This window comes from Streptomyces pseudoechinosporeus (assembly GCF_054783935.1).
Genome location: NZ_BAAGPS010000012.1, coordinates 533,515 through 550,201 on the forward strand (window position 1 = coordinate 533,515; position 16,687 = coordinate 550,201).

General features: G+C 69.2%; 17 protein-coding genes. 8 read left to right on the top strand and 9 right to left on the bottom strand.

What is annotated here, in order from left to right:
• Positions 1 to 395: 395 nt before the first annotated feature.
• The 3 genes from ACYVO6_RS20155 to ACYVO6_RS20165 form a co-directional block, all read right to left on the bottom strand.
• The gene (locus tag ACYVO6_RS20155) at positions 396 to 1,691 is read right to left on the bottom strand and encodes an MDR family MFS transporter (protein ID WP_461062925.1); all 1,296 of its coding nucleotides are present in this window, start codon (positions 1,689 to 1,691) and stop codon (positions 396 to 398) included.
• The gene (locus ACYVO6_RS20160) at positions 1,688 to 2,797 is read right to left on the bottom strand and encodes a PLP-dependent cysteine synthase family protein (RefSeq protein ID WP_461062927.1); all 1,110 of its coding nucleotides are present in this window, start codon (positions 2,795 to 2,797) and stop codon (positions 1,688 to 1,690) included. The genes ACYVO6_RS20155 and ACYVO6_RS20160 overlap by 4 nt, the downstream gene beginning before the upstream one ends.
• Positions 2,798 to 4,359: 1,562 nt before the next feature.
• Positions 4,360 to 4,767 carry a DUF6153 family protein gene (locus ACYVO6_RS20165; protein ID WP_461062929.1) on the bottom strand — a complete coding sequence of 136 codons (408 nt, stop codon included), beginning with the start codon at positions 4,765 to 4,767 and terminating at the stop codon, positions 4,360 to 4,362.
• 89 nt (positions 4,768 to 4,856) lie between these two features.
• Between ACYVO6_RS20165 and ACYVO6_RS20170 the strand changes: the two genes are divergently transcribed.
• The 4 genes from ACYVO6_RS20170 (at position 4,857) to ACYVO6_RS20185 (ending at position 8,226) form a co-directional block, all read left to right on the top strand.
• Positions 4,857 to 5,225, top strand: a complete 369-nt coding sequence (locus tag ACYVO6_RS20170; protein WP_461062931.1) for a BlaI/MecI/CopY family transcriptional regulator — start codon at positions 4,857 to 4,859, stop codon at positions 5,223 to 5,225.
• Positions 5,222 to 6,133: a M56 family metallopeptidase gene (locus tag ACYVO6_RS20175; protein ID WP_461062933.1), complete on the top strand. Its 912-nt coding sequence runs from the start codon at positions 5,222 to 5,224 to the stop codon at positions 6,131 to 6,133. Before ACYVO6_RS20170 ends, ACYVO6_RS20175 begins: the two co-directional genes overlap by 4 nt.
• A 168-nt stretch (positions 6,134 to 6,301) precedes the next feature.
• Positions 6,302 to 7,327 carry a C40 family peptidase gene (locus ACYVO6_RS20180; protein ID WP_461062935.1) on the top strand — a complete coding sequence of 342 codons (1,026 nt, stop codon included), beginning with the start codon at positions 6,302 to 6,304 and terminating at the stop codon, positions 7,325 to 7,327.
• Between the two features lie 32 nt (positions 7,328 to 7,359).
• Complete coding sequence (locus ACYVO6_RS20185) at positions 7,360 to 8,226, top strand: F510_1955 family glycosylhydrolase (protein WP_461062937.1); 867 nt, start codon at positions 7,360 to 7,362, stop codon at positions 8,224 to 8,226.
• A gap of 75 nt (positions 8,227 to 8,301) precedes the next feature.
• Here ACYVO6_RS20185 and ACYVO6_RS20190 read toward each other — a convergent pair whose 3' ends face one another.
• Positions 8,302 to 8,862: a hypothetical protein gene (locus ACYVO6_RS20190; protein WP_461062939.1), complete on the bottom strand. Its 561-nt coding sequence runs from the start codon at positions 8,860 to 8,862 to the stop codon at positions 8,302 to 8,304.
• Between the two features lie 11 nt (positions 8,863 to 8,873).
• Positions 8,874 to 9,041 (bottom strand): hypothetical protein, encoded by a 168-nt coding sequence (locus ACYVO6_RS20195; protein ID WP_461062941.1) that lies wholly within the window; start codon positions 9,039 to 9,041, stop codon positions 8,874 to 8,876.
• Positions 9,042 to 9,155: 114 nt separating this feature from the next.
• Between ACYVO6_RS20195 and ACYVO6_RS20200 the strand changes: the two genes are divergently transcribed.
• Positions 9,156 to 9,833 (top strand): TetR/AcrR family transcriptional regulator, encoded by a 678-nt coding sequence (locus tag ACYVO6_RS20200; protein WP_461062943.1) that lies wholly within the window; start codon positions 9,156 to 9,158, stop codon positions 9,831 to 9,833.
• 206 nt (positions 9,834 to 10,039) lie between these two features.
• Here ACYVO6_RS20200 and ACYVO6_RS20205 read toward each other — a convergent pair whose 3' ends face one another.
• The 4 genes from ACYVO6_RS20205 to ACYVO6_RS20220 all read right to left on the bottom strand — a co-directional run bounded on the left by ACYVO6_RS20205 (position 10,040) and on the right by ACYVO6_RS20220 (position 12,861).
• A complete protein-coding gene (locus ACYVO6_RS20205; RefSeq protein WP_461062945.1) occupies positions 10,040 to 11,668 on the bottom strand; it encodes a multicopper oxidase family protein in 1,629 nt (542 codons plus the stop codon).
• Positions 11,669 to 11,744: 76 nt separating this feature from the next.
• Positions 11,745 to 12,158: a DUF6153 family protein gene (locus ACYVO6_RS20210; RefSeq protein WP_461062947.1), complete on the bottom strand. Its 414-nt coding sequence runs from the start codon at positions 12,156 to 12,158 to the stop codon at positions 11,745 to 11,747.
• Between the two features lie 101 nt (positions 12,159 to 12,259).
• Positions 12,260 to 12,475, bottom strand: a complete 216-nt coding sequence (locus ACYVO6_RS20215) for a heavy-metal-associated domain-containing protein (protein WP_461062949.1) — start codon at positions 12,473 to 12,475, stop codon at positions 12,260 to 12,262.
• A complete protein-coding gene (locus tag ACYVO6_RS20220) occupies positions 12,472 to 12,861 on the bottom strand; it encodes a nuclear transport factor 2 family protein (protein ID WP_461062951.1) in 390 nt (129 codons plus the stop codon). The genes ACYVO6_RS20215 and ACYVO6_RS20220 overlap by 4 nt, the downstream gene beginning before the upstream one ends.
• Positions 12,862 to 12,988: 127 nt before the next feature.
• On the opposite strand from ACYVO6_RS20220, the gene ACYVO6_RS20225 reads away from it, so the two are divergent.
• From ACYVO6_RS20225 to ACYVO6_RS20235, 3 genes are all read left to right on the top strand, one after another.
• Positions 12,989 to 13,861 (top strand): DUF5134 domain-containing protein, encoded by an 873-nt coding sequence (locus ACYVO6_RS20225; protein WP_461063007.1) that lies wholly within the window; start codon positions 12,989 to 12,991, stop codon positions 13,859 to 13,861.
• A 26-nt stretch (positions 13,862 to 13,887) separates the two neighbouring features.
• A complete protein-coding gene (locus ACYVO6_RS20230; protein WP_461062953.1) occupies positions 13,888 to 14,070 on the top strand; it encodes a heavy-metal-associated domain-containing protein in 183 nt (60 codons plus the stop codon).
• Between the two features lie 229 nt (positions 14,071 to 14,299).
• Positions 14,300 to 16,159 carry a PA domain-containing protein gene (locus tag ACYVO6_RS20235; RefSeq protein ID WP_461062955.1) on the top strand — a complete coding sequence of 620 codons (1,860 nt, stop codon included), beginning with the start codon at positions 14,300 to 14,302 and terminating at the stop codon, positions 16,157 to 16,159.
• Positions 16,160 to 16,687 lie beyond the last annotated feature (528 nt).

Consider the following 16,687-nt stretch of genomic DNA (forward strand, 5'->3'; position numbering starts at 1 on the left):
CCCGGAAGATACAATACCCCATAGGGGTATACAAGAGTCCTGGCTGAGCCGTGCGGAAAGACGCGAACCGGGGCCGAGATCTGCCGGGTCTTGGTGCAGGTCAGCGTGCAGACGAGGTCGAGGACGCCGTGGTGGCCCGAGCCGTCAGGGCCCGCAGGCCGCCACGCAGCGGTGGCGAGCGGTTACTCGCTCCGCCGCGGCATGGCCAGCTCCGCTTCGGTAGTGGCCGGAACGGAGGGCCGCGGCGGCCCTCGACAGATGCCTTGGGAGCGACCATGAGCCGGCGCGCAGGAACAGGAGGCACCCTCGTAGCGGGGCGTCTATGCCACGAGCCTTTGGGGCCTCAGGGAGGGGCGAGCCGACATCAGGCGGCTCGCCCCTCAGGGGATGTTCCGTCAGGCCACGGCGGGCTCGGGTTCAGCAGCGTTGGGTGTCAGCCGACCGGCCCGGTGCAGCCCGTACAGGGACCCGGCACAGGCCAGACCGAGGACGAGCAGCGCCAGCCACGGCAGCGCCGACATGCCCGCCGCCCGGGCGGCGTCGAGGGCCGCTCCGGTGAGCAGGTTGCCCAGTGTGATACCGACACCGCAGATGGTGTTGTAGAGCCCGTAGTGGGTGGCGACGAGACGGTCACCGGAGAGCCGGACGATCGTGTCCATCTCGAAGGGGTACGCGATCATCGTGCCCAGGGCCAGCAGCAGCGCGGCCAGCGTCGGCGGAACGGCAGCGAGCAGCCAGCGCCCGAGCCCCTCGTCGGGCACGGGCAGAGCCGTCGCCCCGAGGAGCGGCACGAACGCCAGCCCCATGGTCAACAGCCCCCAGGCCAGGGCCTGTCCGGGCTCCAACCGCGCCTTGCACCACGCCGTCACCCGGGTCTGGCCGAAGATGGTGGCGAGACCGGACGCGGCGAAGAGGAGTGCCACGGCAGCCGTTCCGAACTCCCCCTCGCCTCCGAGGCGTCGTACCTCGAGTGGCAGCGCCAGGTAGACCTGGAAGGACAGGACGTACGAGCCGATCATGGCCGTGGAGAAGAGCAGGAAGGCGCGGTTGCGCAGGATCTGGCCCCACTGGGACAGCACACGCTCCCGACCGGCCTTCGTGCGCGTCGCGTCGTCCGCCCGGCGAGCCGGCAGCGACCGGATCTGTACGACGCTCAGCAGTGCGAAGATCGCCGCCGAGACCAGGCAGGTGATCCGGAAGTCGACGCCGGTCAGCAGCATTCCCACCAGCGGGCCGAGCAGGATCCCGGCCTGGTAGAAGACGTTGAACAGCGCGAACGCCTCGACCCGGCGCTCCCCCGCGTCGGCCGCGAGGTAGGCGCGGACCGCCGGGTTGAACAACGCCCCCGCGAAGCCGGTCGCCGCCGAGGCGGCGAGCAGCGCCGGAACCGAATCGACCAGGCCGAGCGTGACGAAGCCGACGGTGCGCAGCACGCATCCGGCGACGATCAGGGGCTTGTAGCCGAGCCGGTCGGCGAGGGTGCCGCCGATGAGGAACATGCCCTGCTGGCTGAAGTTCCGTACGCCCAGGACGAGCCCGACCAGCCAGCCGGCCAGCCCGAGGGTTCCGGACAGGTGGGCGGCCAGGTACGGCATCAGCATGTAGAAGCCGAGGTTGATGGTGAACTGGTTCACCAGGAGCAGCTGGACGCTTCGGTCGTAGGAGCGGACCTGCGTGAGTGTCGCCTTCACAGCGCCCCGCCTTCGGCACCGGCCGTCTCGGCCAGCAGGGAGAGCGGGTCGCCGACCGTCGCGCAGCGGGTCCAGCGGATGACCTCCTTTTCGTCGGGGCGTCCGATGACCTCCGGTTCGGGGGCCGGGGGCGCCTCCAACAGCCCGTGCTCGGCGCAGTATTGGTCGTCGTAGATGGTCTCCAGATATCGCTGAGGTCCGTCGGGGAAGATCGCCGCGATGCGGGTGCTCGGCGGGGCCGTACGGGCGAGCCAGCCGGCCACGAGCACGACTGCTCCGACGCTCCAGCCGCCCGTGGCGTAGTGCGATGCGGCCAACTGCCGGCAGGCCCAGACGGATTCGGCGGGCGCCACCCAGTGCACCTCGCTGAAGTTCTCGTACGCGACGTTGCGCGGGTAGATGCTGGAGCCGAGGCCGCGCATCAGGCGGGGCCGGGCGGGCTGGCCGAAGATGGTCGAGCCGACGGTGTCCACGCCTACCAGCCGCATCCCGGGGTACAGCTGGCGCAGGACGCGCGAGATGCCCGCGGAGTGTCCACCGGTGCCGACGCTGCAGACGAGTATGTCGATGTGGCCCATCTGGGAGGCGAGTTCGAGGGCGAGCGGGGTGTAGGCGGTGACGTTGTCGGGGTTGTTGTACTGGTCGGGGCACCAGGCTCCGGGCTGCTGCGCCAGCAGTTCGGCGACGCGGTCGCGACGGGCCTGCTGCCAGCCACCGGTGGGGTGCGGTTCGGAGACCATGTCGACGGTGGCGCCGTAGGCGGTGAGCAGCCGGGTCATGGACGGTTCCAGGCCCGGGTCGGTGACGAGGGTGACGGGATGTCCGTAGACCATCCCGGCCAGGGCGAGGCCGAGGCCGAGGGTGCCGCTGGTCGACTCGATGATCGGGCGTCCCGGCCGCAAGTCCCCGCGGCTCCGGGCCCGTTCGACCATGTGCAGTCCGGGGCGGTCCTTGATTCCGCCGGGGTTGAATCCCTCCAGCTTGGCCCAGAAGCCACGGTCGGCCGGTGTGAAGGGCTGGGAGACGTGCAGTACAGGTGTGTTGCCGACCAGCCCCTGGAGGGTGGAGCCGGCGGGGATGGAATCACTCGTGGTCAGAGAGTGCATCTCTCTTCGCTCTCATTCGGTGTGGACGCGTGCGGACGCTCATCTCGCGCGCCGTCAAAAGGCGCGGTGCGCGGCGGGTCGACGGGAGCCGACCGCCGGGGCGGCGTCTATATGCGCCACCGGCAGATGGCGATGAGAGCGCACCGGCCGCCGATTAGCGGCAGACTTCGCGACGCCTTGGAGGGAGCGGACGTGAGGTTGTCCGTCGTGTCCGCCGGCGACCCGGTGGTGAGGGCGAGCGGCAGAACGCGAGCAGCCGACGGGGCGGCCGTGGCAGGTCCAGGACCGAACCCATGGCAGTGGTCCGGGGGTTCAGTGGCTTCGAGGATGTCCTCCTCGAAGCTCGCCGCTGATAACGGGACGTCGCTCGCGGAGACGGCTGAGCGACCGTACGACCGCTCCGAGGCATGGTGCTCATCGCCGACGCACGCCAGCACCAGGAACAACAGGAAGCAGAGCGTGGTGCGGACGAGTCCGTTCTTTCGAAACGAACCCGCTCTTGGGGCAGGGACAGGAGATGTGGCAGGGCAAGGCGGCACAGATCCTCCGCGCGGCAGCCGCCCTCGCCGGAAGACTCACGGCACGGGGCAGCGATCAGTGGGGGGTGATGGAGAGCTGTCGACCACCCCGCGCCGCACTGTGGGGGCCATGCGCAGGAGGTCGGACGCCGATGAACCGACCGACCGGAGAGTGGGCACGACTATGGCTTCGGGCCGAGTCGGTGCATCCCCGGGAAGTATCGACCGGTTCGTGCGGGCGCTGACCTAGATACGAAGAACCGCGGTTTCCGCCGCATGATGCGCTATCGGCACCGCGAAGTCCCGTGCCGCGGAGGGAAGGGCGTGCACGGGGACGGCCATGCTGTCGTCCGTGGCCGAACTCAGCGGCCAGAGGCTGGGCATCCCCACACCAGGGCCCTGCGAAGGCTGCCCCAGTGCGCATTCCCCTGAGGAGAGGTGCTCCCCGTGGCCAGGGTGATGGTCGCCCGAAGAGCCACCCGCCGACAGAGCCTGCGTGGCACTTGCAACCTTCTCATGCTCAGCAGCTGACTCGATCAGAACGTCCGACACCGGGACGGCTTTCCCGGAAGTGACGTGACTCACCGTCGCATCAGGGCTGACCGCATGCGTATACAGCAGGCCGAAGAGGAGCAGGCCCAGTCCCAGCACACGCCACAGAGCCGCTGATGAGCGGCTCCGCTGCACGCCAGAGGGAGACCAGGCCGTAATCACGCCGTGATCCTAACCTGATCCAGAAGGCCCCTGCACTTCGAACAACGAGAACACTGCGCGAACAAGCCATGTGCGCGCAGACCCGCCACCGGATAGGACCAACCGCCAGGAACCGCTGGGCACTTCACTGATTGCAAACAGCGAGCCCGCCCCTGAACAGCATCAGAACGGTAGGCCGACGGGGTCTCGTCCTGTCGGCCCACCGTCCTCGGCGAAACGTCAGCTCTTGCCGAGCATCTCGTTCATCTGCTCGATCTCCGCGGTCTGGGCTGTAAGGGCATGCCGACGCGCGGCACCGCGCCCTGGGCGCACGGCGTCACGCGGGCCGCTCTATATCCGCAGGAGCTGGAGTTCGGAGAGGAAGGGCGGAGCGCGGCCGCCGCAGGGGCCGCTGCCGTTCGGAGCCGTACGCACATCCGTCGGCTCGGCGCAGGCCGTCACGTCGGGCAGCAGTACGGGCGCCGTCAAGGGGGCCTCGGCAACGGACGCGGAGGCACAGGCCGGGTCGGCATGTTCCGCGTGGCCCTGACAACCGCCCTCGCCATGATCACACTCGCCGGGCATCGATGCCGTGACGTGCTTGTGAGCTGTCGCCGCCACCTGGCCGTGCCCGGAAACAGCGGCGGCCTCCGGGACCGGCCCGAGACCGTGCATGCCGAGCAGGCCCAGCAGCAGAGCGCACACGAGCAGCCCACGGGACCGCAACGTCGATTGCGGTCGAGCGAGCTGACGGGGCACGTGTGACGTTTCCCCTCCGTCCCGAAAGCCTGACCGACGAGCCGCCTACTATGGCCGTGCGTATTCGGTGGCGAAAAGGAGTCGGGGGCATGCGGCGGCTGGGCGATCTCGAGGCAGAGATCATGGATCGTCTCTGGACGTGGAACCGTCCGGCGACGGTGCGCGAGGTCGTCGACGACATCAACAAGACCCGCCCCATCGCGTACACCACGGTGATGACCGTCACCAACATCCTGTACACGAAGGGCTGGCTGCAGCGCGATAAGCAGGGCCGCGCCTGGGTCTACACCACGGTCCGCAGCCGCGAGGCGTACGCCGCCGCACTCATGGAAGACGGCCTGGGGGAAAGCAAGGACCGTCCGGCCGCGCTGGTCCACTTCGTGGAGAACATGTCCGAGGACGAGGTGGCCGCCCTGCGCAAGGCCCTGCGGGACGTAGGACGACAGGCGAAGTCGTGAACGCGGCCCCCGTCCTCCTCGGCTACACGGCAGCGGTGGGATTCGTCGCACCCAACGTCATGCTGCGCAGCAGCTGGCCACACCGGGCCCCCGCCCTTGCAGCAGCCGTGTGGCACGCCCTGGCAGTGTCGTTCTCGATCGGGGCAGCGCTCGCCGCGTACAACCTGGCCATGCCGGCCGAGCACCTGCACGCGGGCCTCGTGGGGCTGCTGCACTCCTGCGGCCTGGGTACGGGCGCGGGTCACCCTCACCCGGACACGGCGGACCGGCTCGCTCTCGGCGTACCCGCCGTCATCGGAAGCGCCCTGCTCGCCAGCTTCTCCTTCCATGCCGTACGAGCCCGAAGGGCCCGGGAGCGGCACCGGGAGGCCGTGGACCTGGTGGGCCGCCGCTCGGCCCGGCTGTGCGCCACTGTCATGCCGTACGACGTGCCCGCTGTGTACTGCCTGCCCGGCCGCCGTCCCCGAATCGTGATCAGTGACGCGGCCGTGGACCACCTGACGCCGGAGCAGCTCGACGCCGTACTGAAGCACGAGCAGGCGCACATCGCGGGGCGTCACCACTTGGTTCTGGCTGCCGTGGAGGCGTTTCACTCGGTGTTCCGGTGGCTGCCGCTGGCCCGGCATGCCCGGGAGCAGACGGCGCTGCTGCTGGAGATGATCGCGGACGATCGCGCACTGCGCAGCCAGTCCCGCGAGGTGCTTGCCGCGGCCATGTACGAGATGGCGGCGGCCCGCACGCCCAAGGGCGCGCTCGCGGCGGGCGGGCACACGGTCCTGATCCGCCTGAAGCGGGTTCTCGGCCCGTGCAAGGCTCCTCATCCCGCCCTCCGGGGCGCTGTCGCCGCCGTGGCCGCGGCCGCACCGTTGCTGCCGCTGCTGGTCGCCTGCCCGCCTGCTCTCGGCTGACCCGATTACTTGTGAGACCGGTGTGACGCGGATTTACTTGCGATACAAACTACGAATCTACTAAGTTCTAACGCGTTTGAACCGCTGACGCCTGGGCGCGCCGTGATGTCGGCTCGACGGCCAGGGCCCTTCTCTTGGTCCACAGACGCGCAGAGGAGCTACTCCACAATGGGAACGCACCGTCGGCCGAAGCCGCCCAGCCGTGCCCGGATAGCCACCCTCGGCATGGCCGCCGGTGCCGTCAGCCTCCTGCCGACGCAGAGCCAGGCCGCTCCCAAGCCCACAGTGGACGAGGTGCGCAAGCAGGTGGAGAAGCTCTACGAGGAGGCCGAGGGCCCCACCGAGGAGTACAACGCCATCCGCGAGCAGCAGAAGAAACTGCAGCGCGAGGCCGACCGAGCACAGGACCGCCTGGCCCGCAAGCAACAGGAAATCAACGAACTGCGGGAGAAAATAGGCCCGTTGGCGGCCGCGCAGTACCGCAGCGGCGGCATCGACGCGAGCGTGCAGCTCTTCCTGTCCGGTGACCCGGACGACTACCTCGACAAGGCCCAGATGCTGGACCGTACGGGCGACCGGCAGGCCGAGGCACTGCGGGCGATGCAGGCTAAACAGCGCGAAATCACCCAGGAACGCGAGGCGGCCCAGAAGCGACTGCAGGCTCTGGAAGAAGCGCGCACCAAGGCCGCCGAGAAGAAGGACGAGGTCCAGGGCAAGCTCGCGAAGGCGCGCAAGCTCCTGAACAGCCTGACCGCCCAGCAGCGCGCCAAGATGGAGGCCGACCAGGAGCGCGAGGACGCCGCCGCGGGCGTCAGCGACTCCGCCGCCACCTACAACGGCCCGGCCGGCGGCCGCGCCAAGGCCGCACTCGATTTCGCGTACGCGCAGCTCGGCAAGCCCTACGAGTGGGGCTCGACCGGCCCCAGCTCTTACGACTGCTCAGGGCTGACCGGCGCGTCCTGGCGCGCGGCGGGCGTCTCGCTGCCGCGCACCGTGAAGCAGCAGTACGACGCGGGCCGCAAGGTGGCCAGGTCAGACCTGCAGCCCGGCGACATCATCTACTGGTACAACGACAACCAGCACAACGGGATGTACGTCGGAAACGGCAAGGCCATCCACGCGCCGCGCACCGGCAAGAACATCGAGATCGTCCCCCTCGACAGCATGCCGTTCTTCGCCGCGAGCAGGCCCTGAGCACCAACACCAGTACCACCCAAGGACTTTCCGTGACCGCACGCCCGGCCACCCGCACCCTGTTCGCCGCGACGGGCACCGCGCTCGCTGCTCTCGCCCTCGCCGCCTGCGGAAGCGGGGCCTCCGACACGGGGGCAGCCTCGGAGGAGTCGACGGCGCTGTCCCACGTGCACGGCCTGGGCGTCGACCCGGCCGACGAGCGCGTGTACGTCGCGACCCACCACGGCCTCTACACGGTCGCCAAAGGCCAGGAGCCGAAGCTCGTCGGCGACCGCAAGGACGACTTCATGTTCATGGGCTTCACCGTGACCGGCGACAACACCTTCGTCGCCAGCGGACACGGCGCCCCGGGCAACGGCCGTCCCGGCAACGTCGGCCTCATCGAAACCAAGGACGCGGGCACCACCTGGACATCCCGGTCACTGTCGGGGGAAGCCGACTTCCATTCCCTCGACTCGGCCAAGGGCATCGTCTACGGATACGAGGGCGGCCGCATCCGGGTCAGCAGCGACCTCAAGACCTGGGACGACCGGGCGACGCTGGAAGCCCTCGACCTCGCGGTGAGTCCCAATGGCGACAGGCTGCTGGCCGGCACCGCGGAAGGCGTCGTCACCAGCACCGACGGCGGGCGCACCTTTGCCGAGGGGGCCGAGCCGGTGCAGGCGTTCCTGTCCCGGCCCACGGAGAAATCCCTGTTCGGTATCGACCTGTCCGGGAAGCTGAGCCGCAGCGCGGACGGCGGCAAGACCTGGAAGCGACTCACGGCCGTGCCCGGCGGACAGCCCCAGGCCCTGACGGCCGTCAACGCCGACCACATCCTCGCCGCGACACAGACGGGCGTGTACGAGTCCCGCGACGGCGGCAAGACCTTCACGGAACTCGCGCCGCTCACGGCGTGACATCGGGCGGGGGATCAACGCTTCGTGCCTGAAGGACGGTCGCCGGACGAGCGGCACAGAAGGCTCGTCCCCGCATCAGCTGACCGCGAGCCCGGCCGCCTGATCTCCCGGCTCAGCGGTTCGCTGTCGCGTCCGGGACTCCTGTTGCCTGCGCCAGCCATAACGTGTCAGCCCCTTCGGCTTGTACACCGACAGCACCACCGCGATGAGCAGTACCAGCAGAGCCGCTCCGGCGTCGGCCAGCAGCTGGACCCTCATCCCGAAGTGATCATCGGCGGACAGGCTCGCCTCGGCCGCGGCATCGGCGACCTGGCCGACAACCTGCATGTGCACGAGCAGCAGGACGGTCGCCACGACGTTGATCAGCAGCTTGAACAGGACCCAGTAGTGACGGAACAAGCCCCACGCGGTCCCCAGGGCCTGGAGCAGTCCGGTCAGCAGCGAGGCAAGACTCAAGGGGACCAGGACGAGCCAGCCCGTCACCTCCATCGCAACGTAGACGCCCCGCACCGTCTGGGCGTCCCGGCTGGTCAGACCGGCAACGGCGAGGGCGAGGAAGACGGCGACGGCGCCGAGCCAGCCGACCGAGGAGGTGACGTGCGCGGTGAGCGCGAGCTTGCGGAGGCGGGGGTTCATGGCCGTCACGGTCAGTGGCCGCCCATGCCGCCACCGATGGCGTGCATGAGCACGAACGCCACGAGCAGGGCGGCGCCGGCGGCGATGGCGAACGACTTCGCCCAGCGCGGCATACCGGGATGCGCCGCGGGACCGGGCTCCTGGCCGACGGCATCGGGGCGGGAGGGCAAGTCAGCCATGTGCGTGTCCTTCGTGGTGCTCGGATGACGTGCGATGCGTAGACAGTTTACGAGACACAGTGTTCACGATGTCAACCAGGATGTATCGACATCGCCGCCACGTACACTGATCCAGTGCCGAAGCTGTGGAACGAGACGATCGAGGCGCACCGCCGTGCGGTGCGCGACGCGATCCTGAACACCACCGCGGAGCTGGCCGCCGAACACGGCCTGCGGTCGGTGACGATGTCGCAGATCGCCGAGAAGGCCGGCATCGGCCGGGCCACGCTGTATAAGTACTTCCCGGACGTCGAGTCGATCCTGCTCGCCTGGCACGACCGTCAGATCACCGAGCACCTGGGACAGCTGGCGGAGGTCCGGGACCAGGCCGATGGGCCCGACGAGCAACTCGAGGCGGTCCTGAGGGCGTTCGCTCATATCTCGCGCCAGTCCCGCGGGCACCACGGAACCGAACTCTCGGCATTCCTTCACCGGGACGTACGGGTCGTCCGAGCGCAGCAGCAGCTCCACGACATGATCCGGGACCTGCTGGCCGAGGGCGCGCGGACCGGCGTCTTCCGTGACGACGTCGCGCCCGATGAGCTGGCGGCGTACTGCCTCCACGCCCTGACGGCCGCCGCCGTCCTGCCCTCCGAAGCGGCGGCCGACCGGCTCGTCGCGGTCACCCTTTCCGGGCTGCGCGATGGGCACACCGTGCCGGACGACCGGAGGCCGACGAGCCGGCACGAGCACCACGGCCCTCACGGCCCTCATGGCCCTCACGGCCCTCACGCAGGCCGCTCAGCCCACTGAGCTCGCCCAGCGGCACCGGAATCGAGCGCGGTCACCAAGGAGGAAGCCGGTCACGCGGAGGACGGCCACAGCCACTGACGCCGAGAGCGGCGCGGCACTTCGGCTTCCTTCTCAGCGGCCGTACGACGCCCGGCTCTCCGCGCATCATCGGGGTCGCGCACAAGCCGGAGGGCTGAAGAGACCCTTCGCCCTCCGGCATAGTGCGGTCAGCCCCGGTACGCCACGTTCGCCATCATCCCGGCCTCACCGTGGTACGCGTTGTGGCAGTGCAGCATCCACTGGCCCGGGTTGTCGGCGTCGAAGAACACGGACAGCTTCTTCTTGGGCAGCACGATCGCGGTGTCCTTGCGCGGCCCGGAGGCGCCGAGCTGGTACGTGTGGCCGTGCAGGTGCATCGGGTGCCACATGTCGGTGTCGTTGAAGAAGTCGAGCCGTACGCGCTGGCCCTCTTCGACGAGGATCGGACTCGCCTCGGGGTCCTTCATGTCGAACGGCGTGCCGTTGACGGCCCAGTTGTACTTGTCCATGCCGCCGGTCAGTTTGAGCTGGTGCGTCACGTCCGTCTTGGCGGAGTTGAGCCGTACGTCGTCGGCGGCACGCAACTGGGAGGCCGTCATGATCATGCCGTCGAGTTCCTTCGGGCGGACGGTCGGCTTCGGGGCGCCCCCCGAGCCCGTGTGTACCAGGGCGAAGCCGTTCGCATCCTTGCCCTCGGCCACGGCGACGAGCGGGAAGACTCCGTCGCCGAGGGTGACGAGCACGTCGTAGCGCTCGCCCATGCCGACGAGCAGTGCGTCCACCTCCTGGTGCCGGACCGGGAAGCCGTCGGTGTGGGTGATGGTCAGCTTGTGGCCGCCGAGGGCGACGCGGTAGGCAGTGTCTCCACCGGCGTTGATGATCCGCAGCCGGACCTTCTTGCCGGGCTTGCCGGTGTAGACGTCCGGGTCGGCCGCCACCCGGCCGTTGATGAGGTGGTGCGGGTACTTCACGTCGCCGGCGTCGCCGCCGAGCAGGTCGCTCTCGGCGCCCATGAGCATGAACTTCATCGACATGCCGTCGGACGAGGCTGCGGCCGAAGGCGAGGGGGACGCGGCGGAGTCGCCCATCTCCGTCCCGGCCATGCCGTGCATGTCGTGGCCCTCCATGCCGCTGGATCCGGGGCTGCTGCTCTCCCCCATGTGCGTGCCAGCCATGCCCTGCCTGACCTCGGCGAAGACCTGGTCGGGAGTGCCGGTGACGCCGTCGACCCAGTCGTCGAGGAGGACGACCCATTCGTCGTCGTAGTCGAGGGTCTCCTTCGGGTCCTCGACGATCAGCGGGGCGTACAGGCCGCGGTCGAGCTGGACGCCGACGTGCGGGTGGAAGAAGTACGTGCCCGGGGCGTCGGCGATGAAGCGGTACGTGAAGGTGGACCCGGCCCGGACGGCGGTTTGCGTCGCCGGGGGCACGCCGTCCATGTCGTTGCGCAGCGCGATGCCGTGCCAGTGGATCGACGTGGTGGTCTTGTCGGGGAGCTGGTTGGACAGCTCGGCGACCAGGGTGTCGCCGACGGAGAGCCGGACTTCCTTGCCCGGGGTGCGGCCGTCGAAGGCCCAGGTCTTGGGCCTGATCCCGCCACCCAGGTCGATCATGGCGGGTACCGCGGTCAGGGTGAGCTTGTGCTGCCGTCCCGTGCTCTTGCGCTTCTTCTCGGTGGCCGCGACCGCGGAGCCGGAAGGGTTGATCAGGGCAGCTCCGCTGCCGGAGCCGGAGCTACTGCTGCAGGCGGCGAGCGCGCCGGCTCCGGCGGCTCCCAGCCCTGCGAGCAGGACGGAGCGGCGGTTGATGCTGTTCATCGTGTGGGTGTCCTCTGTGTCGTAACTGCCGATGTGGTCACGGAGGGACGGCACATCGCGCGCCGTCCAGCGCGGCCTATATGCGCAGTTGAGAGAGGACGGACAGGTCGGGCGGGGAGCGGCCGACCGTAGTACCGGGTGCGCGGCCGACCGCGGCCTGCCGCAGGTTCGCCGACGGGTCGAACGCGCTCCGGCCCGGCGCGACGAGCTGTACGGAGTCGACGCTCGCCGTGGTGCAGTGCTGCATGCCCGGCATGGCGCAGCCACCGGCGTCGGCGCTGTGCGTGGAGGACTCCACCACGTGCTGCGAGTGCGGGGTCCCCGCCGCCGTCGCGTGGACGGCATGGGCGGCGGAGCCCTGCATCGGCGCGACTTCGGTCGCGGATGTCTCATGGTGGACGAGCACGGCCAGCGCCACGCACAGGGTGAGGAACACCCCGTACGCCCAGCGGACGGCTGTGCCGCCGCTGCGAGCTGTCCGCGTCGTCATGAGCTCCACTCGTCCTCACCGGTCACCCTGCCGAGCCGACATCCTACCCCCCGGGGGTACAGACGTCCTTGACCAGCCGCCATAACACCAGCTGAAGGTCTCTAGCCAAACCGGTCGTCGAGTTCATAGCCGGCTTCCTCGACCGCAGCGCGCACGTCCGCGATGTCGAGATCCCTGTCGCTGGTCACCGTGACCGTGCCGCTGTCGACGTTCACCGCCACGGCGGTGACGCCGGCGACGTGTTCGATCTCCTCGGTGACGAAGCCTGCGCAGTGTTCGCAGACCATTCCGCTCACGGTGTAGGTGCTCTCGGTCACGCCGGCCGCACCTGCCCCTCGGACACCTCTGGCGCCGGCTGTCCCGGACCGGCGTCCGCTGGGAGGGTGCGGGTGAGTATGTGCGCCTGGCGCATCCGCCCGTCATCCGTGAACTGAGCGAACATGTGCGTCTCGATGGCGAGGGCTCTCTTGCGGTTCTGTACATACAAGGTGGACCGGACGGCGATCCGATCCCCGTTCACCAGTGCTTCGTGCACATCCCAGCGGCCGCTGGGCCGGTTCTTGCGCACCGGGCGAGTGTGCGCGATGAGCTTGTCCCGGTCCATCCGGTGTCCGTCGGCGATCTGGACGATGTCCGGTGTGTGATAGCGGTCGACGATCAGTCCCGGGTCCTCGTCGCTGTCCAGGAGGTCGTTCCTGAACACTCTCCAGCCCCAATACGTACTAAGGGCACTAGCAGTTAAAGCCCACGCTGCGCCCCCAGGCGCCCCGTACGGCGAGGCGGAGTCGGCAGCGCAGGCGCGCCGTGTCCGGACGATCGGGAAGGTGAACATGGGAGTTATGGCGCTCAGTTGGGCCATCGCGCTGGTCGCCGCCCTGGTGGCCGCCGTCAGCGCGGTCCGGGTGGTGACCACGCGCGGTGAGGCCCGATTCGCGGCGGGAGGCGACCTGCTGATGGGCCTGTGCATGGCCGCCATGGCGCTGCCGGCGACGGTCGGCTGGTACGCGGGCTACGGCATGTGGTGGGCGGTGGCGTTCGGTGTCCTGGGGCTCGGGGGTGTGGCGGTGGCAGTCAGGCACACGCGCCAGGGCGGGTGGAAGCGCGGCCGTCACTGGGTCCACCTCATCGTCGGCAGCGCGGGCATGGTGATCATGACGCTCGCCATGACGAGCACGTCGTCCGGACCGGTCCTCGCGCTGGGCGGCGGACATTCCATGGCGCACATGCCGGGCATGGAGAACACGGCGAGTACGACGGACACGCACCACACGGGCGGCATGGAGTCCATGCACGGGATGGGTGCCGCGCACGGGACGGACATGCAGGGCATGACGCACACCGCGGCCGATACCGCTGCCTCTGCGGGGTCCGGCTCTGTGTGGCGGTTCGTGATCGCGGCGCTCGCCGTCTACTTCCTGCTGTCCATCGGGGCGTCCGTGTGGGCGAGGGCACGGGGTACCGGCAGGGGAGGCCGCAGCGCCGGCTCCGGGTTCAGCCCGGGGCGCTGGCTGCTCGCCATGCCGGACACCGTGTTCGTCTTCCTGGCGTCTTTGACGGTCTCGGTGTGGGACAGGGCCAGGACGGCGGAGCGGCGCGGCCACGGCCGACGCCGCAAGCTCGGGGCGGCGCCGGACGCGGCGCTCGCGGCGCACATCGGCATGGGCGGGACCATGTCCGCGATGCTGCTGATGATGGCCGCGTGAGCGTCGGGCCCGACTGAGTGTCCGGTATGACCTGCGGCCACTGCGAGGGCGCGGTCTCGCAGGAGATATCCGCGCTGGCTGGCGTCACCGCGGTCACGGCCGTCGCCAAGACCGGCGAGGTGACTGTCACTTCCGCCTCCCCGCTCGACGAGGAGGCCGTCCGCGCCGCCGTGGACGAGGCCGGGTACGAGCTCGTCGGCCGGGCCTGACCAGCCCGCCGGGGCCCCTGGCCCCAGCAACGCGAATCCCTGGCATTCGCTCCGAACACGTCGCCGCGCCGGCTCTCCCTCGCTCTCACCAAGTCCCCGCAAAATACGATCTCGTTAAAGACCTTTCGGTCGACCAATGCACTAAGTACCTTCGCGATGCCGGTCAGTTGGTGGCCGGCATCACCTCGTTATGGGCCGGTCACCCCGGCCCCACGAGTGGAGGTCAGGTATGCGCAAGACCCACAGACAGACCGGCGTGGGCGTGCTCGCGGCAGTTCTCTTCGCCACGACCGCTCTCGCCGGTTCCGCACAAGCACACGACGGCGTCTCGTCATCCGACGGCGCCATCGACAATGCGGCGGCCACACACCACCACGACCAACACGGCGGTAACGACGGACATCTGTCGGCCACTCAGAAGAACGTCCGGCTGGTCAGCAAACTCAAGCTGAGCAACGTCGTCGAAGGCAAGATCGCCGATGTCGGCGTCTACAAGGGCTACGCCTACCTGGCTTCCTGGGGCGGCGTCGGCTGCGACAACACCGGCGTGTACGTCGTCGACATCCGTAAGCCCAGCAAGCCGAAGGAAGTCGGCTTCATACCCGCCCCGGCGGGCAGCGCCCCCGGCGAAGGCATCCAGACCATCCACATCTCGACGCCGTCCTTCAAGGGCGACGTGCTCGTCAGCAACAACGAGATCTGCGGCGAGACCGGATCCGGCGGCATGAACATCTACGACGTCACCGACCCCACCAAGCCGAAGGCACTCGCCGAGGGCGTCGGCGACTTCACGCTGGACGGCGAGACGACGGACATCGCCCGCCAGATCCACAGCGTGTTCGCCTGGGACGCGGGCAGCAAGGCGTACTCCGTGATCGTCGACAACGAGGAGGGCACGGACGTCGACATCATGGACATCACGGATCCGACGAAGCCGCAGCTCATCGCCGAGTACGACCTCGACGAGACCTTCCCGCAGATCGTCCAGTCGACCCCGGAGAACCTCACCGAGATCTTCCTGCACGACATGGTCGTCAAGAAGATCCGCGGCCGTCAGGTCCTGCTGGCCTCCTACTGGGACGCCGGCTACGTGGCCCTGGACGTGACCGACCCCAAGAACCTGAAGTACATCGGTGACACCGACTTCACCGATCCCGATCCCGAGGCCGCCGAGAGCGGACTCACCGTGGCACCCGAAGGCAACGGCCACCAGGCGGAGTTCACCCTCGACAACCGCTATGTGATCGGCGCCGACGAGGACTTCGGGCCGTACGCACTGTCAGCCCGCAACCTCGACGACAACACCGCCGTCACCGCGGGACAGGGCATCCCCCTGGAGACGGGCAAGAACGTCACCGGCGACTCGGTCTACACCGGCCTGGCCTGCAACGACAGCCCCGCCGTCCCCGCGGGGGACCCGGCCGCCGTGGACATCGCCGTCGTCGAGCGCGGCGTGTGCACCTTCACCGAGAAGGTCGCCAACGTCGAGGCGGCGGGCGGCTACGACGCCGTACTCGTCTTCAACCGCACCGGGACGGACGCCTGCGACGCGCAGAGCGGCATGACCGTCGAGGGCACCGTGCCGGCGTTCGGCGTCGCACCGCGCAGCCAGGGCTTCGCCGCCTTCGACCAGCCGTACAGCAATGAGGACTGCCTCGCCGGGACAGGGCCCGCGACTCTGCCGGTGGAGATCGGTGCCAAGGGTGACCGCCTCACCTTCTCGTCGTACTTCGACGGCTGGGGCTACGCGCATCTCTACCGCAACAAGGGCGGAAAGATGACGGAGCTCGACACCTACGCGATCCCCGAAGCACACGACCCTGCCCACGCGTCCGGCTCGGGCGACCTGTCCATCCACGAGGTGGCGGCCTCCGGTGTCCGCCCCGACCTCGCCTACTTCTCGTACTACGCGGGCGGATTCAGGGTCGCGAAGATCAAGAAGGACAAGCTCGTGGAGGTCGGCCGCTTCATCGACGAGGGCGGCAACAACTTCTGGGGCGTGCAGACCTTCAACTCCTTCGGCAGGGAGTACGTAGCGGCCTCCGACCGCGACTACGGGCTCTACATCTTCGAGTACGCCGGTCACTGACGTGATCTGAGCGTGGCGGGGTCCGGGGCCGGGCCCCGCTCGCACAACAGCCGCACCCGGCCCCGCCTGCGCGCAGCCGACCACTCATGCTCAGCCCGCCTACTGAGCCATCCCCTTCTCGGCGCCGGACACCTCCTCGCCTTCCTGTCGCGCTGTGCGCACGAGGAGGCATCCGGCCCGTGAAGTCCGACGAAGCAGACTTCTGCTAGTCAGCTTAGTAACTAAGTGGATCTGCCCGGGTCCGATCCTCTGCTTCGACGGAACAACCATCACGTTGGGGATCAACGGCTGGATTCACTGCGTCCCTTCGGGAGTGCAGCCGACACAGCCGGGAAGCGCCGCCGGGCGGCGTTCATGCCGACCGGTTGCTGCTCCCGGGAACTCGCTCCCCCCGAGCCAGTGCCGCCATCCTCCGCCGGTACTCGGCGGCGTCGACGCGGCCGTGCATCCGCAGGCCGGCGAGCCACTGCTCCGCGGCGGCCAGAGCGGCCCGGCGCCCCGCAGCCTCGCCGGCGGAGGACACCGCGG